Origin of the sequence: Brevibacillus sp. (assembly GCF_003521185.1) — a bacterium.
GTDB lineage: Bacteria > Bacillota > Bacilli > Brevibacillales > Brevibacillaceae > Brevibacillus > Brevibacillus parabrevis.
Genome location: NZ_DOTK01000054.1, coordinates 1 through 22,530 on the forward strand (window position 1 = coordinate 1; position 22,530 = coordinate 22,530).

General features: G+C 54.1%; 12 protein-coding genes. 2 read left to right on the plus strand and 10 right to left on the minus strand.

Features of this window, described 5'->3' with window-relative positions:
* Positions 1-82: 82 nt before the first annotated feature.
* The 7 genes from DEP07_RS17325 to pdhA all read right to left on the minus strand — a co-directional run bounded on the left by DEP07_RS17325 (position 83) and on the right by pdhA (position 8,775).
* On the minus strand, positions 83-1,720 hold the full coding sequence (locus DEP07_RS17325) for an AAA family ATPase (RefSeq protein ID WP_173599821.1): 1,638 nt from the start codon (positions 1,718-1,720) through the stop codon (positions 83-85).
* A gap of 170 nt (positions 1,721-1,890) precedes the next feature.
* Positions 1,891-2,184 (minus strand): hypothetical protein, encoded by a 294-nt coding sequence (locus tag DEP07_RS17330; RefSeq protein WP_173599820.1) that lies wholly within the window; start codon positions 2,182-2,184, stop codon positions 1,891-1,893.
* A gap of 108 nt (positions 2,185-2,292) precedes the next feature.
* Positions 2,293-3,708 (minus strand): FMN-binding glutamate synthase family protein, encoded by a 1,416-nt coding sequence (locus DEP07_RS17335; protein ID WP_173599819.1) that lies wholly within the window; start codon positions 3,706-3,708, stop codon positions 2,293-2,295.
* Positions 3,709-3,925: 217 nt separating this feature from the next.
* Positions 3,926-5,353 carry a dihydrolipoyl dehydrogenase gene (lpdA, locus tag DEP07_RS17340; protein ID WP_280649257.1) on the minus strand — a complete coding sequence of 476 codons (1,428 nt, stop codon included), beginning with the start codon at positions 5,351-5,353 and terminating at the stop codon, positions 3,926-3,928.
* Positions 5,354-6,709, minus strand: coding sequence for a dihydrolipoamide acetyltransferase family protein (locus tag DEP07_RS17345; RefSeq protein ID WP_287102797.1), 1,356 nt, complete (start codon positions 6,707-6,709; stop codon positions 5,354-5,356). It abuts the gene before it with no gap.
* An 18-nt stretch (positions 6,710-6,727) separates the two neighbouring features.
* Complete coding sequence (locus DEP07_RS17350) at positions 6,728-7,711, minus strand: alpha-ketoacid dehydrogenase subunit beta (RefSeq protein ID WP_122966428.1); 984 nt, start codon at positions 7,709-7,711, stop codon at positions 6,728-6,730.
* Entirely contained in the window at positions 7,708-8,775 is a 1,068-nt protein-coding gene (pdhA, locus tag DEP07_RS17355; protein ID WP_287102798.1) for a pyruvate dehydrogenase (acetyl-transferring) E1 component subunit alpha, read from the minus strand. Before pdhA ends, DEP07_RS17350 begins: the two co-directional genes overlap by 4 nt.
* Before the next feature lie 194 nt (positions 8,776-8,969).
* Here pdhA and DEP07_RS17360 point away from each other — a divergent pair, with 194 nt between their 5' ends.
* Together DEP07_RS17360 and DEP07_RS17365 are read left to right on the plus strand one after the other, a co-directional pair.
* Positions 8,970-10,379 (plus strand): sigma-54 interaction domain-containing protein, encoded by a 1,410-nt coding sequence (locus tag DEP07_RS17360; protein ID WP_217021037.1) that lies wholly within the window; start codon positions 8,970-8,972, stop codon positions 10,377-10,379.
* A gap of 65 nt (positions 10,380-10,444) precedes the next feature.
* Positions 10,445-11,371: an aldo/keto reductase gene (locus DEP07_RS17365; protein ID WP_173598067.1), complete on the plus strand. Its 927-nt coding sequence runs from the start codon at positions 10,445-10,447 to the stop codon at positions 11,369-11,371.
* A gap of 130 nt (positions 11,372-11,501) precedes the next feature.
* Here DEP07_RS17365 and DEP07_RS17370 read toward each other — a convergent pair whose 3' ends face one another.
* The 3 genes from DEP07_RS17370 to DEP07_RS17380 are packed head-to-tail and all read right to left on the minus strand — an operon-like array spanning position 11,502 to position 22,511.
* Entirely contained in the window at positions 11,502-12,050 is a 549-nt protein-coding gene (locus DEP07_RS17370) for a hypothetical protein (RefSeq protein WP_122966424.1), read from the minus strand.
* A 39-nt stretch (positions 12,051-12,089) separates the two neighbouring features.
* Positions 12,090-14,240 carry a Hint domain-containing protein gene (locus tag DEP07_RS17375; RefSeq protein ID WP_122966423.1) on the minus strand — a complete coding sequence of 717 codons (2,151 nt, stop codon included), beginning with the start codon at positions 14,238-14,240 and terminating at the stop codon, positions 12,090-12,092.
* Positions 14,241-14,288: 48 nt separating this feature from the next.
* Positions 14,289-22,511: a neuraminidase-like domain-containing protein gene (locus DEP07_RS17380; protein WP_287102799.1), complete on the minus strand. Its 8,223-nt coding sequence runs from the start codon at positions 22,509-22,511 to the stop codon at positions 14,289-14,291.
* Between the last annotated feature and the right edge of the window lie 19 nt (positions 22,512-22,530).

Below are 22,530 nucleotides of genomic sequence, written 5' to 3' on the forward strand. Positions count from 1 at the left end.
CATGCTGGGCGCACCAAAAAAACCGCCAAGACACCGAAGTGACTGGCGGTTCGATACGGCCCGAAGGCACATGGATGAAAGTTTACGACAAAGCAGGCCGCTTGTCGCCGTACAACTGCACGTACAGTTCCTCGATTTCTTCTCCGGTCAGGTCGCCTCGCTTCAACAGCTCCTCCGCGATGGCGTGCACGAAATCGGCGTATTGACGCACCAATTGCTTCACCTGTTTCATTTGTTCATGCAGCAGTTCGTTGATTTTCGGCCGAAGTGTTTTGAGCGCCTCCTGCCGGGCACCTGTAGCGAGCCAGCTGAACAACTCGTCGCCCATGCCGACCATGCCGAGATAAGCGCCTGCCAGCTCGGTCGCTTGCTGCAAATCAGAGATGACTCCGTTCAATTTTTTGCCGAGAAACTCTTCTTCGACGGCTCTGGCAGCGAGGCACACCTGAATCGCGGCCAAAATTTCGCTGTCGCTGCGATTGTACCGCTCATGCGTCGGTTTGGTGGCGGCAAGGCCAAGAGCGCCGCCGCGGCGAATGATCGTCACCTTCCAGACCCGTTCGTGCGGCTTGAGCAAATATTGCGCGACGGCATGACCTGCCTCGTGGTACGCTACGTTTCGTTTTTCGTCCTCACTCATGGAGCGCAGCGGCTGTTTCAATCCCCACTCGTACGTTTCCATGGCGACCCGGAAGTCGTCGTAGCTGGCGCTTTGCGCTCCACGCTGGTGGGCGATGACGACCGATTCATTGACGATATGCTTGATCTGGGCAGGACTGTAGCCAATTGTATCCAATGCAGCACGTTCCGGGCTGAGAGATTCGTCGTGCTTCACCTTTTCCAAATAATATTCGAAAATATCGATCCGTCCATTGTAGTCCGGAGTGTCGACCCACAGTTGTCTGTCAAAACGGCCGGGCCGCAACAGCGCGGAATCGAGCACGTCCGGCAAGTTTGTGGCGGCAATCGTCATGACGGCGGGGCGCTCAGCCTTTTTGCGGCGCAGACCGAGGGAGCGCAAAAATTTGGCGATTTTCGAGCTGTCGAGGTTGGGCGGGTCCATTTGCAAAAGCAGCTCATTCAACAAGCCTGTGCCGCCCATCCCCAGCATCCCGCCTCCGCCCATTCCCCCTTGGCGCTGCATGCCGATCGCGTCGATCTCGTCGATGAAGATGATGCAGGCGCCGTACTCCCTGGCGCGTTTGCGCGCTTTTCTGTACAATCCCATGACTTTCAGGTTGCCGACACCGAAAAACATGTTTTGAAAACTGGGGGCCGAGGCGTAGGCAAACGGAACCTGGGCCTCGTTGGCAATGACCTGCGCGAGATACGATTTGCCCGTACCCGGTGGGCCGCACAGCAAAAGACCGCGGATCGCTTCGCCCCCCATTTCCTTAAATTCCTTCACACCCTTTAGCAAGGTAACGATTCGCTCAGCATTTTCCACAATTTCCGGATTGCCGCGATAGTCATTCCACGTCGCTCCTGTTTCCCCTGGCAAAATCCAATACGTCCGCCCACGCGCCAAAAACCAGAACAGGGCAACGAACTGGATGATGATGAACATAACGGCAAACAGCAATTGAAACAGCAAGCCAAGGATGCCCAATGCGATTGACCAGTAAGTCGGCCCTCCTGTGTACAACACGATCGTTAAAAAGGCGATGGCTGCTACCCAGAGGAGGACTTTCCGCCACTTGATCCATTGATAGTTTCTCATGGACCTACTTCCTTTACGGAAAATTTTGAATTTTTGTTAGAAAGTCGCAAGGAGGTCTATCCAGCCAGAAGGAAACCGATCGTACTCTTTGACGCTCCTCTTCTCTCACTATCAAGGTCGTGTTTCAAAAAGAACGAACAGCCCACCGGGATGGAAGGCCAACCTGTTGCTTATGCAAATCGTTTGATAATGTCAAGCAGGTACTTCACAATGACAGCCAAGCCGCAGATGAAGTACCAAACGACAAGAATATACCCGGTCGGGTCGATGACAATCATGGAAACGATAATGTTTAATGGCAATACATAATAAAGAATGTCCTTCAAATAGCCCAAGACAAAGGACGGGTTGACCGAGCCTGCCCAGAACGAACGGAACAGGACGATGAGAAAATCGATCATCATGAGTCCAAAAATGGCCCATATCGTATAAATCATCCAGTCAGCAAATGTAAAGGTCATCATGCCTCACCTCCTTGCTACATACTATGCCTTGGTTACGCTCGGGTGAGGGGGCCTCTGCCATAAATTTGCAGCCTTGTTGACTGGATTCAGCCACTATTTTTGTCTCATTTAACGGCTGCGGTGGACACGCGGGTAGCAAGCGAGCGGAATGCGTGTGACTTTGCTGGTCATGCTGTCCAGAGCGGCCAAATCCTCGATGCTCACCTGACGAAACGACGTTTTGCCGAGGGCGAGGGTCGCGATCCACATTTCATCGATAAAAGAACGGAAAAAGTTCTCCAAATACTTGGCTCCTTCTTGCACGTTGAACTCCTTTTGAAAGCGGCCGGAATAAAAGAGCAGCTGGGTAGGCGGCTCCCACGGAACGACTTTTATCACTTGATCGTGCGTCATCGCCCAGAGCAGCGCGGTTCCGAAGTAAACCCCGTCGACCCCCAATGCCATCGCTTTGAGGCACTCCCCCGGCGTAGCGTAACCGCCTCCGCTCAATAGCGTGATTTTGTCCTTGACCTTGCGCTGTTGCAAGTAGCGAACCGCACGCGTCACGGCATAAATCGTCGGCAAGCCAACATCATCCTGAAGGATCGGCGCATTTCCCTTGTATCCGGCTTGTCCTCCGTCGAGACTGATAAAATCCACCCCGGCGGAAATCGCGACTTCCAGGTCGGCTTCCATTTTGGCGCTGGCGCACATCTTCACCCCGATCGGTACGCCTTCCGTCAAGGAACGCAGCTGGTCGACAAGTTTGCGCAAGTCTTGTGGCTGCTGAACCTCCTTATGCTTGGACGGAATGACGGCATATTCTACATCCGGAAGCTCCATGATTTGACTGGCCTTGCCTTTCAGCTCCCAACTGGGGATAAACGTAGCCGCTCCAGCCGTAGCGCCTTGGCCCATCCGAATTTCAATGGCATCCGCTTGCCGAAGAATCTCCGGGCTTTTCGACCACGTCGCCGAGTGATATTGATAGATCAAATATTTTGCGTTTTCTCTTTCTTCGGGTAAGAATCCGCCTTCTCCCGTATTCGTCACCGTCCCTACCGCAGCCGTGCCCTTGGCGATGGCGATTTTCGCCTTTTCCGAGACGCCAACCCCGTATCCCAAACCGCCAGACAAAAGCGGGATTTGCAAGGTCAACGGCTTCTTTGCCATCGGGCCGATCGTAAGCTGCGTATCGACTTGTGCATCCTCGTGAGCAGGCAGGACAGCCAATTGCGCCGGAGAAAAAACGAGACCGTCGTAATTCAGAAACTTTCGCGGGCTGCCGAACGGCCTTTCGATGGCGATTCCTTCCGATGCGCGCAAACTGTTTTCCAGCACTTTCGCGGGAGAGATTTTGGTCAGCGCGGAAACGATTTCCCAAATGTTTTCCGGGTAGCGATCGTTCATCAGCCTTTTCGTAAAGCGGCCGACTACCCAGCTGATCACCGTTCTCGAACAGGCAAACGCGACCACCGCCAACAAAACGAGGGCGAGGAACGCTCCCATGCTTGCCCCGATGCCAATCGTCATCCATTTCTCCATTGTGGTCACCCCCTCTGTTCCGCTAGTCGAAAAAACCGTTTCTTCCTTAGTCTGCTTTAGGATTGGAAAACATATACTTTTGACCCTCGCAAAAGTAGACGGGAGTGTCACTCTCAGCCTGGCAGCTGGCTTGTTGAGCTGTTCCAAGCGGGGGAAACCCATGAATAGCAGCAAAAAACCTCCCCGCCCGTTGCTGAGCGAAGGAGGTTGTCTTCCCCTATTTTTTGTTGACCATATGGATGGCGTGCCCGAGGACGGCTTCTGCTGCTTCCAGCCACACCTCGCTCAAAGTCGGATGCGGGTGAATCGTTAAAGCCAAATCCTCGACTCGCGCTGCCAGCTCTAGCGCCAGGACGCCTTCCCCGATCAGATTGGGCGCATCGGCCCCTACTACGTGCATCCCCAACAGCAAATGCGTGTCTTCCTCGACGATCACCTCTGCAAAGCCTTCTCGTTCCCCCAAAGTCAGCGCCTTGCCGTTTGCCCGATACGGGAAGGAAGCAGCCTTGACACGATGGCCCAATCCTTCCGCCTCTGCTCGCGTCAAGCCTACGCCTGCAATCGGCGGGTCTGTAAAAATGACATACGGGACGTACGGCGAATCCATGCTGCTTGGCAAGTCCGCGATCACCTCGGCAGCGACGATGCCTTGTTTGGACGCGCGATGCGCCAAAGCAGGCCCAGGAGTTACATCGCCGATGGCAAAAATGTGCGGCTGGTTCGTCCGGCAAAAAGCATCGACGGGAATATGGCCTCTTTCGTCGACGTTGACGCCTGCCTGTCCAAGCCCGATTTCGCCCGTATTAGGCACTCGTCCGATGGTGACGCCTGCTTTGTCGACGGTCAGTTCTTCGCGACCGTTTGCTTCCGAGAAAAGCGCTACGGTCACACCACCATCTCCGCGCGACATGCTCTCGACTTTTGTCGCCGTTTTCAAGGTGATTCCCAACTGTTTCGCTTGTTTGCGCACTTCCTGGGTCAGATGCGAAGCCGTTTGTGGCAAAATGCTGTTGGCGGCTTCCACGACTGTTACTTTTGTTCCCAGTTTGGCATACGCCATGCCCAGCTCCATCCCGATGTAGCCGCCGCCGATGATCGCAAGCGTCCCGGGCAATTCCTGCAAGTTCAACAGGTCGCTGGAATCGAGGATCGACTCGTGATCTGTGGCCAAAGACTGCGGTACAAACGGCCGTGATCCTGTCGCGATGATCGCCTGCCGGAATTTGTACGTCTCGAAGTCTCCCCCCGTCTCGACGCCGATCCGATCCGCTGAGAGAAAAGTCGCGGAGCCTTTGACGACGGTCACTCCATTTGCCTTGCACAGCTGCTCCACACCCTGGCTCAATTGAGAAACGACAGACTCTTTCCATGTATGCCAGTCAGCCAGCTGAAACGAAGCGTTTCCTTCCGGCAGCCTGATGCCCAGCTTTCCCAACCCAGCCAGCTTATGAAATTCGCTTGCGGCGTGAATCAGTGCTTTCGAGGGAATGCAGCCCCGGTTCAGGCACACCCCGCCCAACGCTTCTTTTTCAATCAACACGACCGATTGCCCCAACTGACCCAGGCGAATTGCAGCTGCATACCCGCCCGGTCCGCCTCCGATCACGACTACGTCTGTTTCGATTGCGATTTCTCCGACTACCATCTAGACCATCTCCGCAAACAACAAATTTGGGTCTTCGAGCAACTCCTTGATCCGGTTCGTGAAGCGAACGGCTGTCACTCCATCGATCAGGCGATGGTCAAAAGACAGCGACATGTTCATCATCTGGCGAATCACGCCTTCATCCTCGCGCACGACCCAGCGCTTCTCCATTTTGTGCAAGGCCAAAATCGCCACTTCCGGATGATTGATAATCGGCGTTGCCTGCAGCCCGCCTACAGGTCCGACATTGCTGATCGTAAACGTTCCGCCTGTAATTTGCGCAAGCGTCAGTTTGCCTTCCCGGGCGAGTTCGGCGAGGTGTTTGATTTCTTTTGCCAGTTGAAAAATCGACTTCTTGTCCGCGTCCTTGATCACAGGCACGATCAGTCCGTCCGGCGTATCGGTAGCGATGCCGATATGGTAAAAGCGCTTCAGCAAAATTTCGTTCGTGGCATCGTCGATGGAAGCATTCATCACCGGATATTCTTTGAGCGCAATGACCAGTGCCTTGATAAAAAACGGCAGGAACGTCAGCTTGACTTCTTTTTTCTCCGCGTGCGGTTTCAGCTTTTCCCGCAGAGCCAGCAACTGATCCATTTCCAGTTCATCGACGGAAGTGACGTGTGGAATGATCGTGACCGATTTGACCATGTGCTCGGCAATTTTTTTGCGAATGCCTTTGAGCGGGATTCGCTCGATGCTGTTTGCACTTTCTCCCGGCATCGCGGCAAAAGCTTCCTTGCTCCCCAGTGCAGTCCCTTTTTCCGCTGCTGGTGCTGTATCGGTAGTGCTAGTGCTGGCAGTCGCCACAACTTCCGCCTCGCGAGCTGTTGTTCCCTTGGGAGTCGACACTGCAAACGACGTCGCAGACACTTCCTGCAAGGCACGCTTTTGCCCGGCACTGGCGAACAAGCGCAAATCTTCTTCCGTTACGCGCCCCGCCGGACCTGTGCCGACTACTTGTTCGATGTCGATTTTCATTTCTCTCGCCAACTGCCGCACATATGGCGTAGCCAAGGAACGACGTGCGCTATGCCGGGATGGTACGACCGGGGTTGCAGCTTGTTCCGGCGCGGCTGGCGCATTTCCGGTCGACTCCTGCTTCACTTCCCCCGCAGCAATGCCTGTATCGATGACGAGGAGCACCGTTCCCACCTCAACCGTATCGCCCTCCGCAATGCGAATTTCCTGGACGACTCCGGTTGCCGGAGCGGACAGCTCTGCGTTGACTTTATCCGTTTGCACTTCAATGACAGGCTGATCCTGCACCACAGAGTCGCCAGCGCGCACCAGCACTTTCAAAATTTCGCCTTCATGCATGCCTTCTCCCACATCCGGGAGCTTAAACTCCACCATGTCCCTCGCTCCTTTACGCTAAAACGTAAGCGTTTCCACAATACCGCTCTTGACGCGCGCTGGCGTCGGCAAATAATCGTCCTCGATGCTGAACTGCGGAACAGGCACGTCAAAGCCGGTAATCCGCTTCACAGGCGCTTTCAAATAAATTAGCGCTTCATCGTTGATGATCGAAATGATCTCTGCCCCCATGCCCGCTGTCTTGTGCGCCTCGTGGACGACGACGGCACGCCCGGTCTTTTTCAGCGAGGCGACGATCGCATCCCGATCCAGCGGATAGATGGTTCGCAGGTCGACGACTTCACAGCTCGCTCCTTGCTCGCGTTCGAGCTGTTTGGCTGCTTCCTCTGCTACGCGCAGCATGGCTCCCCAGGCAAAAATCGAGATATCTGTCCCTTCGCGCACCACTTTCGCCTTGCCGATCGGCACGCGGTACATTTCTTCCGGCACTTCTTCTTTAAACGCCCGGTACAGCTTGGTCGGCTCCAAAAAAATAACCGGGTCGGGATCTTCGATGGCAGCGATCAAAAGTCCTTTTGCATCATACGGCGTGCTCGGCGCAACGACTTTCAGACCCGGTACGTGGGCAAAAAAAGTCTCGACGCTTTCCGAGTGCAGCTCGGGGCCGCGAATGCCTGCTCCGTACGGGGTGCGAATCACCATCGGCACATGATACTGTCCGCGCGTCCGGTAGCGCATGCGGGCAGCGTGGGAGACGATTTGCTCAAAACCCGGATAAATAAAAGCCAAAAACTGAATCTCGACAATCGGAATCAGTCCGTTCATCGCCATCCCGATCGCCGCCCCGATAATGCCAGCTTCCGACAGCGGCGTGTCCACGACCCGATTGGCTCCATACTTGTGAATCAAATCTTCCGTCGCGCGAAAAACGCCGCCATTCACGCCGACATCCTCGCCAAGCAGCATGACGCGTGAGTCTTCCGCGAGCTTTTGGTCCATCGCTTCGGTAATCGCTTGAATCATCGTCAATTTGCGAATCATGCCGGGATGTCCTCCTTTTTCGCTGGCTTCACAAGCTCGCCCTCCTGCTCTTCCGCCATCCATGTCGGCTCTGCGTACACGTGCTTGAACATGTCTTCCGGCCGCGATTTCGGGTAGCTCTCTGCTTCCGCCAATGCTGCATCGATCTGCTCATTCGCCCGGGCGACCAGCTGTGCCTCCTGTGCATCGCTCCACAGTCCGCGCTGGACGAGGAACGCACGCAAACGCTGGATCGGATCGCGCTCCGTGCGCCACTCCTCCGCCAATTTTTCCTGATCGCGGTATTTTTTCGGATCGTCTGCAGTCGTGTGAGCGCCGTAACGGTACGTGATCGCTTCGATCAACGTCGGTCCTTCGCCGTTCAGGGCGCGTTCCATCGCTTCTTTCATCGTCAGCCAGACGGCAAACACATCGTTGCCGTCGATGCGCACGCCGGGAATATCGTAAGCGGCGGCACGCTGGGCGATCGTTTTCGAAGCCGATTGCTGGGAAAAAGGCACGCTGATCGCATAGCCGTTGTTTTGGCAGAAAAAGATCGTCGGCGTTTTGAAAACACCCGCGAAGTTCAACGCCTCATGGAAGTCGCCTTCCGAAGTCGCTCCATCGCCAAAGTAAGCGAGGCTGACATGCTGCTCGTTTTGCAGCTTGCTCGCCCACGCCGTTCCGACCGCATGAATCATTTGCGTGGCGATTGGGACACAGGGCGGCATGACGTTCAAGCCTTGTGGACTGATGCTGCCTTCCATATGACCCATCCAGTACAAAAACACGCGCGCCATCGATTGCCCGTGCACGATTGCTGCCGCATGATCGCGATAAGTAGGAAACAGCCAGTCGCCCGGTGTAAGTGCCAACGCGCTTCCGACCTGTGAAGCTTCTTGTCCTTCAAAAGGGGCGTACGTCCCCATCCGGCCCTGGCGCTGCAAATTGATCGACTTGCGGTCAAACAAGCGCACCAGCACCATATTTTCATACATCTTTATCATCACGGATTCATCCAGTCGCCCTTCGATGTCTTGCGTCAACTCTCCCGTAGGAGCCAATACCTGATATAATGAAGTCATGCAAACATCCCTCACTTTCTGCATCGTTCACCATCATGTATGAGCAAGTTGCGTGCCAAGTGACTGAAAGCGGTTTCATCAGACCAAAAGATGCCGATGATCATTTTTGCATATGCATTTTTGCGCACAGATGATCAATTCTGATTATTTCGTATACAAGCCGCAAGCACCGCCCAAGGGGGAACACCATCACCATGTATCAGACCAAATTTTTTCAGGGAAGCGACAACACAGAGCTTGTCCAGCTGATCACCACGATTTTCAAAACGTCTCATGACGGCTTGGCGATATGCGACCGCAACGGCTACGTGCTGCTGTACAATGACGCGTATTTGAACATCACCGGCATTCCCGCTGACATCCTGAACAACTTCAGCTATATCGAGCAAAAAGAAATGCACATGGTGCCGGACTCTTCAGCCGCCAGAGCGATCTCAACGAAGCAGACGCACAGCGTCGTCATCCACTACGGAAATGGGCGCACCGCCATCAACACGGCGACGCCGCTGCTCGATCAAAATCAGGAGCTGCTGTTCGTCGTCGGCAATGTCCGCGATATTACCGAGTTGAACATGCTGCAACAGGAGCTGGAGGAAACACGGCAAATCAACTCTTCTTTTCAGCGCGCCCTGGAGCAGATTCAGAGCGATCTCGACTCTGGCGGGCAAATCATTTACCGCAGCAGCATGATGCATCGGATTATTTCGCTCGCCAATCGGTTTGCGGCGAACGATTCGCCTGTTCTGTTGCTCGGCGAGTCTGGCGTCGGCAAAGATGTGCTGGCGAATTACATTCATATGGAGAGCGGACGTCCGGGAGAGTTTATCAAGATCAACTGCGGAGCCATTCCCGATCATTTGCTGGAATCAGAGTTGTTTGGATATGAAAAAGGAGCGTTCACCGGGGCGAGCCAAGCGAAGGAAGGTCTGTTCGAACTGGCGCACAGCGGCACGATTTTTCTCGACGAGGTCGGAGACTTGCCGTTTCCCTTGCAAGTCAAGCTGCTCAACGTGTTGCAGGACGGCAAAATCAGACGGCTTGGAGGAAAAACGCAGCGGCAGGTCAATATGCGGATCATCGCGGCGACCAACAGCGATCTGGAGGCGATGGTCGAGCAGAAGACGTTTCGCCAAGATTTGTATTACCGGCTGAACGTGCTGTCGCTGACCATCCCTCCCCTGCGGGAACGGCGAGAGGATATTCCCGCCCTCATTTTCTACTATTTAAAAAAGCTGGAGTGGAAATACCAGCTGGAAATTCGTCTGGAAACAGATGCGCTCGAAGCGCTGGTCGATTACGACTGGCCAGGAAACGTCCGGGAGCTGAAAAACGTAGTCGAGCGTTCCTACCATATGTGTGAAAACGGACGGATTACGTACGACCAGCTTCCCGCCTCGATCCGCAGCTCGCAGCATAGCGCGCTCCCCTTGCATCTCGCCAAAATGGAAGAAGCTCTTCCGCTCAAAGAAGCGGTCGAACGGTTTGAGCGGGAGTACATCCAGCGAATTTTGCATGAATCCAGTACGATGCAAGAATGTGCCGATAAGCTGGGCGTGAACATCTCTACGCTTGTCCGCAAAAAACGCGGGCTGGGAATCAAATAGCGGTAGGTACAACAGGGCACTTTGCCGAAATGAGTAAAGAACACAACATGGATGGAGGAATCCGAGTGAAGGTTTATCCGATCAAACATACCGAACTGCACGCATCCAGCATGATCATGGGCAACATGCGGCTGACGCAGCTTTCCCTCCCCGATGCGGAAAAGTTGATCCGCACAGCGCTTGAAGAAGGCATCAATATTTTTGACCACGCAGATATTTACGGGCAAGGCCGCTGTGAGGAGCATTTTGCCGAAGCGATCCAGATGAACCCGTCGATCCGCGAGAACATGATTTTGCAGAGCAAATGCGGCATCCGTTCCAAAGAAAATTACTACGATTTTTCCAAAGAGCATATTCTTGCGTCCGTCGACGGCATTTTGCGTCGATTGAAAACGGAATATTTGGATATCCTCCTCCTCCATCGTCCTGATCCGCTCATGGAGCCAGAAGAAGTCGCAGAAGCGTTTGAGCAGTTGCAAACCCAGGGAAAAGTAAGACACTTCGGAGTGTCCAACCACAATCCTGCGCAAATTCAACTGTTGCAAAAGTACATACCGCAAAAGCTGGTCGTCAACCAGATTCAGTTCAGCATCGTGCACACGCCTTTGATTGATTCGGGCATCTCCCTGAATATGAAGACAGACCAATCGCTTAACCGCGACAGCAGCATTCTCGAATACTGCCGCTTGCACGACATGACGATGCAAGCGTGGTCGCCGTTCCAGCACGGGATGTTCGACGGTCCGTTTCTCGGCGATCTGATCCGGTTCCCTGAACTGAACAAAGTAATCGACAACATTGCAGAAAAATACGAGGTGACAAATACCGCTGTCGCCGTAGCGTGGATTACGCGCCATCCGGCCAAGATTCAGGTAGTGCTCGGAACGACCAATGTCCAAAGGCTGAAAGATGCGTGCAAAGGCGCAGACTTGACCTTGACCAGAGAAGAATGGTACCGCATCTACAAAGCAGCGGGCAATCTCATTCCGTAAGGCACGAGAAAACACAAGAAAAGCATGAAAACCGCACGATCAAAAAGGCACTCCGCATAGAGTGCCTTTTCGCTTCCTTTCGCCTTGCTATCGCAACAAAATGGACTACCGCTGTTCGCTTTTTCAACAACTAACCTCTTTGTTCGATCGGTTCTTCCCAGCGGTTGACGCCAGGCAAATGCGGATGACGATCCGGACAAGCTTCGGTGGGCAAGCGCACTTTGTTTGCTACCACGCATCCGCATAAACTACATATTTTTTCTTCTGCTTGCTTGGTGCCGGAAAAGACTTTGTAGACGATTTGCTCCGTTTGATCCTGGAGGTTCGGGCATTGCATGCAGGTGTTGTACCGCTTTTGCAACACAGCTTCATCGACCGTGGAAAAGCCGGTCTTGGCCCATTTCCACATAGCCTCCGATGCTTTCTTGACCAGTTGCAGCGAAGTCTTCGCTTCCACCTCCTGCTGCTTGGGCACAGCAGGAGGATTGGCTAGCAAGTATTGCAAAAAGGCAGCGTTCCGTCGAGTCGCCAGCAAGTTGTGGGCGTACGATGAGTCGTGTAGCGCAGCTTGCAAAACTAGCTCGGAAACCGGCTCGGACAGTCCGAGCAGTTCGCCCATTTCCCGGCACTTGTCCGCTACTGTTCCCTGGTGCTCACGGAGTTCCTCGATTGCTCCCATAATTCCTCTCCTCCGTCTTCTTTCATTCTCGATGCCGGGTTAGGCCAGAGTGAATGTCGCCGTTTTCTTGTCTGGGTTCAGCGTAGAGCCATTATCCGATTTGAGAATCCGTGGAACCGTAATCGTGTACTCCACCTCTTTTTGCAAGGAAGCGGAGATCAGCAGTGTGTTTGTATCCTCGCCCAAACGGACGAATTTCACTTTGGCTTCCGGGCTGATCAAAAACGCCTTCGGATCGAATGCCGTTCCGGTAGACAGCGGCAAGTTGAACGTAACGGAAACCGTCGACGTCGCATGCAGCAAAATGTAGCGGACTTCTTCCGTCAACAATCGTTTCAAACCTTCCGACTGCTCGCTGAACAAAGCGGACAAATCCGTGTCGACCGATACTTCGGCTGTCAGCTCGCCCTCTTCGCTGAGCACCTTGGCCGCAACAAGCGACTGATACACCTCTTCGGCCATCTCCTCGGAGATGTCATCCGTAACGAAGTGACGCGGTGTCAAAACAGGCAGTACCGCAGTTGCCGCCGTGACTTCCAGTCCTTCGAGAACAGGGCCGCCTGCTTCTTCCGGCGGGAAATTCATCGTATTTCCGGCTGTGATGGAATCGATCCGCACTTCGCGGGTAGGCGCGAACGGATCTCCCTCGTATGCGTCATTTTCTTCATCGATGCTGTCGAGCACCAGCTCGGCGATTTGCTTGATTCCGCTCTCGAAAGTCGTCACGTACATATTGCCGAAGAAGACGTTGCGCAGCACGCTGGTGCTGTAGTAATCCGCCATCGCGACAGACGTGTAGCCCAGCTCGTCTTGCGGCTGGATTTTTTGCAGACGGGCGATCATGTGCGCGAGAATCGTAACGATTCCTTCCAGCCCAAACCCCTTGATTCTCGTCATTCCGCCTGTGATGACAACCACTTGTTTGCCGTACTGTTCGAAAGCATACGCGTTTGTTTCCATGCGGCCCACATCGTGATGGAAGACGATGTCCGGATAGAAGCCTTGGAACAGCTTCAAGGCATAGGAGACAGTCGCATAGCCGATGCCCACTTCCGAGAAGTCGTACTTCGGTGCATGATTGCCGACGTCTACTGCTTGCGCCTGGCTCAAATACGATGCCGCGTCATTCGGGATGACTGTCGTATGTTTGCCGTGTACATAAAACTTGCGGGTATGCGGAACGATTTTTTTCTCGTCATCGTCACCAGCCATGAGCAGGAAGCTCGTGTACTCGTCGCTCAACAGCTCTGTGTTCGTTTGCTCGTATTCTGGTTGGCCAATCGTTGGAAGCTCGTCGTGATCGTCCACGAAAAAGGCTTCTTTCAAGGCGGCCGCGTGAATTTGCAAGTTGAAATCGCCGGAAACGATACCTTCCGAGATCAGCAGGTGACCGCTGATTTCTCCGCTAAACTCCTTGTCTGTCGCGATGTGGTGGACGCCTCCGCGGTACTCTCCCAGGCTGACTTCGTTGATTTCCACAGGCACGCCTTCCGCGGAAACGAGGAAATCAACTCCCGGCACCAGTCGGTTCGCGCGTTTCAGCTTTCCGTTTGGCATCAAGAACAGATGGTCAGGCGTCACGATGATCGAGCCTGCGCCGCCGTGGCGGATGAATACCATCGTCGGCTGATAGCCGTCCGGCCCGGTTCCGCTGCTGAACGACACCGTTGCCGGAGTCCAGCTCAGATTCACACCGTCACCATGAGCCGTTACGTTTGCCGTCAGCACCTGATCGCCGATGCTGAACTGCTCGATTGCCTTGGAGCCTTCCGGGATGCCGATTTGTGTGCCGTACGCAAAGCACGAGCAGCAGCAATAGCACGTCAGCTGATACCAGCTATCTCCTTGCTTCGTGCAAGAACGTCCGCTTTTGGAGTTAAATTCTTTTGTCTCGATGTTCACGCACACGGACGCGTTGAACGGATACAAAAAGCTTGGCGGTTTGCAATCCGGCAACGGCTTGCCATTGATGTCCTTGCACTGGCACAAAGCGTGCTCCTGAGGAGTCTGGTTGACGTTCTCCGTGCAATGGCGGCCCTGGCAGGCGAGATAGTACGGATCGCCTTTTTTAAAGCCGTCGTTGTCCAAAGCATCTTGATTGACCTGTTTCCAATCGATCGTATCCATGTCCAAAACTTGTTTCGGAGCCAGTGATACCCGCAAATTTTCCAGACAATTTTCCCATGCCATCTGTTTGTTTCCTCCTTTTTCATCGCAAAAACATCTTGTTACGCTCGCTTACTTCGTTGCAAAAACATTGGACTGGTACGTAAAAATCACGACGATGCCGAGCAAGCTGTTTCGATCCACCTCCCTTTCTCCGCTCGCCGCATCGGTAGTAACAAGGCCATCCGGCAGCTCAGCGAGGTGGAATTGAAGTTGGGCAGAAGACGCCGACAGCGGAACATCGGACAGATCGACTGAACCGTAATTGTTCGCGATTGGAATCGGCTTCGCAGCTTCGTCGCCGATTTGCAATTGCAAGAAATGCGTCGAACTATCCTTGTCCGCGATCAGCTTGCCGTCTGGCGTTTGCAAAAAGACAGCCGCCGATAAAAAGCGCACATCTTTCAAGTTCGGCAAAATGACGGCATCGGCGAGCGCAAAACGGATGCTCTTGACGCCCGCTTGCGGCGGACTTGTCCAAAAACGCGACCAGTCACCCGGGAAAGCTTGCTTCAAATCGATAATCTTGGCTGGCGTATACGGGTAAGGCGGCTGCTGGCTCGCAAGCATGCTCTTCACCTGGTTGGCAAAGTCTTGACCGCCGTCCTTGGCTGTGTATTGGATTTTCAGCAAAATGTCGGAAATGCTGCCGAAATCAATCCGGTTTGTCTCGGGCGGCAAGCTCAGCGTCCAGTTGGATACGGCTCCGGTGCCTTCGAAAGGCAAGTACCGCTCATCCCGCCAGTCAAGCATGAACAAGCCTGGATCGTTCATCCCCCGCGACAGGGCGATTCGCTGGTAAGGCGACGTGCCGAAAATAAGCGAGCCGTCGGTTGGCGCAGGCTGATTTGGATCGATCAAGTGCTGGACGGCACCTGGCTTCGCATCGCGGACAATTTGGTAGCTGTTTTGAGTCAAAGTGGCGTTCACATTTTGGTACGGACCGACAATCGCCGGAATCGTCACGGAAATCGATTTGATTTTGCGGCTGTAGTGGCCGGGGAAGTCGAAATCAAACAGCTTTTCCGACAGCGTAAAAGTCAGCTCGCCTTTCTTGCCGCCTTTCGAGCCATCCTTGAAGGCCAAAAACGCTTCCGGATCGAGATGGAGCAACGAAATCGTCTTTTCGATCTCGTAATCGCGCGAGTTTTGCTCCATATACGCCTTTTCCATTTGCGCAAGCGAGAGCTGCAAGCCTTCGCCTGCGGTCAAGCCCCGGTGCAGGCTGTCCCAATAATCAAACTGCAAAAACTGGTCGTTGCGATTCAATTCGTACTGGAACGACTTTTGGGCAGAGATCGCCATATCGAGCGCGATGCGATACGTTTGGAAATAGACCGAGGACAGGCGTCCCACCATCCATTGGTACAGCTCTTCGTTGGTGAATTTCGCCTTCAAGTAATCCTCGTAATCTTTGGCCTGCTCGATTCCTTTTTGGTGAATCTCCAGTTCCCGGCGGAGCATGTCCTGGCGAATTTTCGAGCCTGCGATTTGCTTGTCCATCTGGGCGATTTCGTAGGATGCCACATCGCGCTGCAACGCCCACTCTTCCCTGCGCCGCATGTATTGCGCGCCCGTGCTCATCAAGCCTGCCATATGGTCGAGAATTTGCGCCGTTCCGTCCGCCACTTGCGCCCCCGCATTGATCGCATCCCCAAACTGCATGTTGCCGTTCGCCAGTCCGAAAATTTTCGGAGCGAGGAAGCCGGGAATACTCAAGCCTTTCAGGGCAACTCCGGCGATTTGCTGGTAAATCGCTGTGCTGCGCAGTGTCAGGTCGGTTACTTCCAGGGCGTTCAGGTTTTCATTAAACAGTCGCGAGTAATGATCGAACCGGGTTTTCGCTCCTTCTTTGCTCTGTTCAAGCGAAGCGATGATTTCGCTCAGCTCCTCGATCTGCTTCTCTTTGATCATCGTGGTCAGATTGAGCAGTTGCTTTTCCTGGGCAGAGCGCAACAGCGCGAGCGATTCGGCGTCTTTTTTCTCCAGCGTCGACAGCAAGGTACTCCCCAGCTGAATCAGCGTGGAAGTCATGCTTTTCGCTCTCTCTAGCAGATAGCTGAAGCGGTAAAACGGAATTTCCGCCCGGGACTGCGTCAAAGCGCTGAGCACATCCTGTCCGGCACTGGCCGCACGCACGAGCTGCATCGGATCAAGCGGCGGTTCAAACAGGGCGAGCGGCTGCGGAATGCCTTGCAGATTAAGCCCGTGGCGAATTTTGTACAAACGATCCTCCACCAAGTCCCAATACCCGCTGAATTGTTTGTTTTCCGGCACGCAGAAATACGTGTCCAGCGCATTGATCGGCGCAAAAGCAAACAGCGAATCCGTCTTGTCCTGATCGTGCTCCAGCTCAATCAAAAACTGCGGAATGTTTTCCTGGTAACGACTGTAGATTTCCGCAAAGGTAAGCGGCGCGGCATCCGGGCATTTCCCGAGATTTTGCGGTCTTTCTCCGAGCAGGTTGTAGGCGTACACGTAATGCATCGTAGCTGCAATGATCGATTCCCACGTGTACTGGGCAAACTGCGAGTCTCCCCACTGCAACAAGTTGTCGATGTATTGCATGACCACCGCTTTTTCATAGGCGCCGTTGCGCAGTCGGGCAATCGCATGCGGATCAAACGGATCATCATTGTACGCCTTGATTTCGTTCGGATTGCCAAGCTGCTCGCGCAAAGCTTCCAGCGTGCGGTTGCGGAACGGCTGGAACTGCCAGAAGCGGGCGACGAGACTGCTTAGCTGATGGTTGCACAAGATGTTTTTGACCGTCGTCACCTGGCTGTCTTTTAAAAACGGCAAAATTTTGGCGAGATTGGTCTTGCGGTTGTACGTCGCACTGACTTGCCCATCTGCCGTAATGATTTTTTGATCGACTAACACCCGGTAAATGCGCTGCGAATCGCGCAATCCCAACGTAGAGCTTTGGAACGAGTCGGTTTGCAGCGGCTGCACGGGAACGGTCGGATTGAAAATGAATTGATACCATTTCGCCGCTTCCTGGAACTGCTGGTTCGTCTTCAGCAAATTGGCGATGTACAAAGGCGCGTGGAAGAACAGCTCCCAATAATACGGACCGTATGCCCCGGAAAAGTCCACTTGCGCGCCGTCGAGCGCTTCCGGTGCCGCGACCCAGCTTTCCGAAAACTGGAAGCGTTCAAAAGGCAGCTCTTGCTCCAGCGGAATTTGCTGGGAAGACAGACTCAACAAGGCGTCGACTCCTCCCGTAAACAGCCTGCTGCTCAACCGATGCACGGCAGCTGTCGTCAGGCGGATCGCTTCGAACCGGAAGCGGTATATGCCGCCGATAGCCGGATCGGTATTGAGATACCCGACCGTCGTCGGAAAAGAACGCTGATACAGCGTATCGACCACATAGCGGGTTTTTTTGTCCGGATTGAGCTGGCCTTGAAAAATATCTGCGACGCTCTCTTCCAGCTCGTAAAAATCCGTATCGGCATCCAGGCGGCCTGTCTTGTCCAAATACCCGGCGGCGATCAGCTGCTGGAAAATCAGCTCTGAACCGCTTTGCTGGATATCGATGGGAGCGGCGGCGATGAAGTCGTCTTTGCTGAAAACCGGGCGGTGCATCAGGATGTTGCGCACGGCGTACATCTGATCTTCAATAGCCAATTGCGTCTGCAAAAATTCGGTCAAGTCCTCAAGCTCTGTCTGTTCATCCAGGCGACCGCGCGCATCCAGGAAACCGGATGTAATCAATGCTTGATAGATCGCTTGTGCCCCTGTTTTCTCAATGCCCACTGCTGCCGAGACAAAGGAATCAGGCGTAAACAGCGTATCGTTGTTCAAGAGAGAGCGATTGATGGCACTCGTTTGCTGCTCGCCGTCCAACAGCAGGATAAATTCTTTGTCTCCGCGGAACACAAAGGCAGACGGGTGATTTTTGACCGGGAACAAGCCGTAATCTTTGTTGCGCATCGCGGTAGACAGCCATGGCGTGCCCACTGCCCTGCCGACGACTTTGATGCAAGCCGACAGCTTGTCTTCTTTGCCAGGCTGCCCGTCCAGTATTTGCTCCAGTGACGAAGCGACGTCATCAAACGGAATCGACAGATCGATCGAGCCGTCTTTTGTCACGTAGCCCTCTGCCACCAACTGGTTGAAAATCGCGGTGGAGCCTGCGCTTTCAATACCGACCTCGCTGGACACGAACGAGTTTGCCGTCAGGCGCACAGGACGAAGCACAGGCGAAGGAACGGTTATTTGCTCGGCCAAATCGTTGTCATACACAAGCTGGTTCGTCTGGATCAGATTGAGCCGTCCCGCGCTGCGATCAATTTCGGTCCGCACTTGTGGCGTGCTTTGGTCCGAATCTTTGGCAAACAGCAGGAACTCGTTCGGATTGGCCAAAAAGCCGACCTGCAAGTCGTCGTTGATCACGATCGGCTTCTGCAACGGAAGCAAGCCGTCGTAAGAGAGCGATTTTGCCTGAGAGAAGTAGCGCAGCGTCTGGTACAGTTCACTCTCAAACTGCTGGGTCGTTTCATCGGAACGGTCAGGTGCATCGACCTTGTTCAGAGCTGGGCTGGCTTCCAAATCGAGCATCGGCCCGTAAAGCAGAATGACTTTTTCAAACGAATTTGTCCCTGCGCCCGGTACCCAGAACTGATCCTTCTGAATCGTGAGCGGGTACACTTTTTGCCAGGCGATCTGGTTGGGCGCAAACAACGAGCCGGGCAGCAAGCTCTCATACTTTTTCTGATAGGCGCTGCCTTCTACGTTGATGATGATGTCGTCGGCGAGCGTCTGGGGTTGGACCCATTTGCCGCTGAAGTTGTAAAAGCTGTACTTGATTGCGGCTTTTGTCGCTTTTTTCGCCGATTCATTGCCGTTGTTTTTGTCAAACTTCTTTTGCTCGACCCAAAAGACGAACAGTCGGTTGAACGCGTGGACGAGCGTGACCGTCTCTGCGCTGATCGTGACGTCCATCTCCTGCCACTCTGACCAGGTCGTATCCTGATTGCGAATAAGGTAGTAATACTTGTACGGCTGCGTTTCGGTTCGCGCCACGAGGAACAGTTGGTTCGACTCGGTCTTGTCTGCCCCGACGATATGTCCGTAATACGCATCGACGTACTTCAGCTTGGCCAGTTCGGCAAACCGATCCAAGTATTTCGTAAAAGCCTGCTCGACGGTTTGCGCGTTCACTTCGCCCTGCTTGAGCGTATTTTCCAGCTCTTCAAACAGGCTCGTTTTGCTTTTGCGATAAGCCGGATCGAGGTAATTTTCGGGATAGAGGAAAATTTTGCGGTTCGCTTCCCATGTCCGATAGTTCAGCAGCCACTCCCACCACGGGTCGGGGATGTTCCAGTGGACAATGCCCGGCTCCAGCAGCTCGCGGCAACGACTCAAATACAGTTGCGCTGCATTCAGCGCCTCTTTGATGTAGGAGATGCGTGTCGTCCCACCCATCTCCACGTCGATCAGCAAATACTCGTACAGCCTGCGCGAATTGGTAATCCAGGCACGCTCCGGCGTTTTCGGAAGCTCCACCAATGCCGTTGCGATCAGCACGGTGCGTTTCTGCTCCTGGATTTCCCCGTCGATCTGGGCGAAGCATTCGTCCCAGTTGGCAACCGCCAGTCGCGCTCGCACCAGCGCAAGCAGGTCATCTGCTGTCTTTTCATAATCGTCCCATGCTTCGTCCACGCCTTTTGTGCAAACACTTTGCAGGTGCAAAAGAAACTCAGGGTCTGCGCCTGTTGCTCCCAAAAGGTCGATGGCGCGGCTCGTTGCTGCCAATTGGTCAACCCGGTTGCCTGCCGCAGCAAACAAACCGAGAAGGCGGGAAATCTGTCCCAACGGCCGTCCCGTCAGATCAGCCAGCGCGCTTGCCCGTTGTTCATCACTCGCAGCGCTCATGAAGGCAAACAGATTGCCAGTCGTATCCGCAAAGCTTGCTCGAAGCTCTTTCCATCTGCCCAGATCGAGTATGTTTTTCAGCGTTAATGCGCTGACATCGGCAATGCCATACGCCGCTTTGGCGTCACCGAGATTGTCCAGCTCGTCGTTGGTCAGTCGCAGTTTTCGCGTCAGCAACAGCCAGCGAGACAGCAGCTGCAACAGTTGCACAGCTTCCTTTTTGTTTTTCTCGCTCAAGAAAAGATCGGCTACCTCTTGGCGCCCGGCCAGATGCAGCAAGTGATCGATCTGCTCCGTTCGCGCACTGAGGAAAGAAGCGATTTGCTGCCTGATTTTTTCTTCCTGCTCTTTCTTTTGCTGGTCGGCATCTTCCGCCGTGCTCGCCGTCAGAGCAGGCAGATTTTTCAGCCACGGGTCGACATCTTTGTCCTGATACGCAACTTGCACAAACGGGCTTGTGACCGCGTTCATAACGTAGTCCAGCTCGTACACTTGCAGATTCATCCGGCGCAGCTGGCTGGCTTGTCCAAGCAAATCAGGAATTTGTGCGGCTGATTGCCGTTCCGCGAAAGAAGTGCCTGTCAGCTGGCGGAACTTGATGTACTGGGCTACAGGCAGCTTCAGCAGCGCCGCGAGCTTGACGTGCTGGTACAGCTTGGACAGATTGGCGACGGTCAGGCTTACTTCCGCGCTTGCTCCAAACAAAGCTTCTGCCAGTGCGCTGAGATCGTCCTGCTGAAGCCCCAAACCGCCCGCAATCCGCCCCGCCTGCTTGCGATTTGCTTCGTCCGTCGCCCCGATTTTCCATACCGCTGCGTCTTGTTTGTACAGTTGGTTCCAGCGATAGTTTTCGCTGCCTGCATCTTTTGGATGGTAGACGCTCATTCCGCTCCCGTTGTAAACCTGATCAAATAAAGCATCGCCGTATGTCTTCAAGTCGTAGAGCAGAGCGCATGCTGTCAGGACAGACAAGCCCGTGTCTCTGCTCAGCTTCTCGATGGCAGCGATCCCGATCAAGGCCGCCTCATCGAGCGCCACCGTATCCGGGTTGAGCACATGCAAAACCCAATCCAGCTCAGCGTAGCTCCACCCAAGCTTGCGGGTCAGGCGCAAAAAGCGATGAATGCGGTCCAGCGCCTTTGGAACGAGGTTTTGCAGTTGCGAGGAATCTTCGGCGAGCACTAGGGCAACAGGTGCTGCGAGATCGCGGTTAATAAAAAAGTTATTGGCAATCCCGGCTTTCTGTTCGTCTGCCGAGAGGTCTTGTTCCAGCAACTGCCGCAGGTCGGTCACTTTCAATCCGGTCTTTTTGCAAAAAACCGAAGCGTCTGTCAACTGAGCCAGATCGCTGACACCAAAGTACGTCTGGAGCTTTTGCACGTCGCTTTCGCTTGTGGCAATCAGCTGCCACTCTTCTGGCGACAAGCCCAGCGTATGGGCTGCGACATCTTTTGGCTGGGAAGGCAAAGTGCGATACACAGCTTCCAGTTGAACGGACAGTCGCTGCAAGTAAATCCGGATTTTCGCCAGCGGCAAATGGAAAGGCAACGCGGACGGATAGCTCGCCTTCGCCAGTGACGGGTACAGTTTGTCCTGACCTCCCCACGCCTCTTGTACCGCTTCCTCCAGACGCTCGTTGACGATCGTCAAGTACGGCATCGTCTTGTTCGTGTTCTCGCACGTCAGCTCGATCTTTGCCAAATCGGCTCGACGTTCCAGCAGGGACATCCCCTTGTCGATCTCTTTTGCATTCGGCTTGGTCACGTACTGTTCGATCACCCGCATCAAATCGACGAAGTAGGCGGCTGGCCCAAAAATCGATTGGCAATCCTGGCACTCGCAATAGTTCAAGCTGCCGAACAGCTCGTCGTAACTCGGCAAAGAGGTGTAATGGTCCAAAATATCGGGAGAAGTCGCGTTCACCGAAAGCGCCTGATAGTGCGGCGCTTGCAACTGAACCAGATTCGCCCACACGTGCATCGTCTGATTGCGGATATGCGCTGCGTTATCGTAGATTTCTCCCGCTTTTTGCGGGCCGGACTCGCCCAGTTGCGGCCCGACTTTGGCGAGAAAATGCTCCCGGCTGAGCGAAGTGATCTTGTGCGCAGAATCAAATCGCTCGGAGCGGGCCGAGTCAGCCGCGGCGCTTTTTAGCAGGACGGGTGGCGGCGCATCCGTGACATCTGTTTGCAGCAACAGTTTCGCCACCTGTGGATCTGGGTAAATTTGCAGCAGCCGCTGATAGGCACGGAGTTCCGGAATGGCTTCCTGCCGGTCGATCCCCTCCCAGTTCAGCTGCGCGACAGCCTCTTCTTTATGAAAGGGAAAAGTCGCTGCGTGTATATCCGGGTTTTGTGCAAAAAAGCGTGCGAGAGAAGGACTGTCAATGGGGGAAAACGATTGGTCATTCATACGATTCTCCTCATTCCCT

Bases quoted from the DNA above. Each gene is read 5' to 3' on its own strand.
- DEP07_RS17325 (WP_173599821.1), bottom strand. From the start codon at position 1,720: ATGAGAAACTATCAATGGATCAAGTGGCGGAAAGTCCTCCTCTGGGTA.
- DEP07_RS17330 (WP_173599820.1), bottom strand. From the start codon at position 2,184: ATGATGACCTTTACATTTGCTGACTGGATGATTTATACGATATGGGCC.
- DEP07_RS17335 (WP_173599819.1), bottom strand. From the start codon at position 3,708: ATGGAGAAATGGATGACGATTGGCATCGGGGCAAGCATGGGAGCGTTC.
- lpdA (WP_280649257.1), bottom strand. From the start codon at position 5,353: ATGGTAGTCGGAGAAATCGCAATCGAAACAGACGTAGTCGTGATCGGA.
- DEP07_RS17345 (WP_287102797.1), bottom strand. From the start codon at position 6,709: ATGGTGGAGTTTAAGCTCCCGGATGTGGGAGAAGGCATGCATGAAGGC.
- DEP07_RS17350 (WP_122966428.1), bottom strand. From the start codon at position 7,711: ATGATTCGCAAATTGACGATGATTCAAGCGATTACCGAAGCGATGGAC.
- pdhA (WP_287102798.1), bottom strand. From the start codon at position 8,775: ATGACTTCATTATATCAGGTATTGGCTCCTACGGGAGAGTTGACGCAA.
- DEP07_RS17360 (WP_217021037.1), top strand. From the start codon at position 8,970: ATGTATCAGACCAAATTTTTTCAGGGAAGCGACAACACAGAGCTTGTC.
- DEP07_RS17370 (WP_122966424.1), bottom strand. From the start codon at position 12,050: ATGGGAGCAATCGAGGAACTCCGTGAGCACCAGGGAACAGTAGCGGAC.
- DEP07_RS17375 (WP_122966423.1), bottom strand. From the start codon at position 14,240: ATGGCATGGGAAAATTGTCTGGAAAATTTGCGGGTATCACTGGCTCCG.
- DEP07_RS17380 (WP_287102799.1), bottom strand. From the start codon at position 22,511: ATGAATGACCAATCGTTTTCCCCCATTGACAGTCCTTCTCTCGCACGC.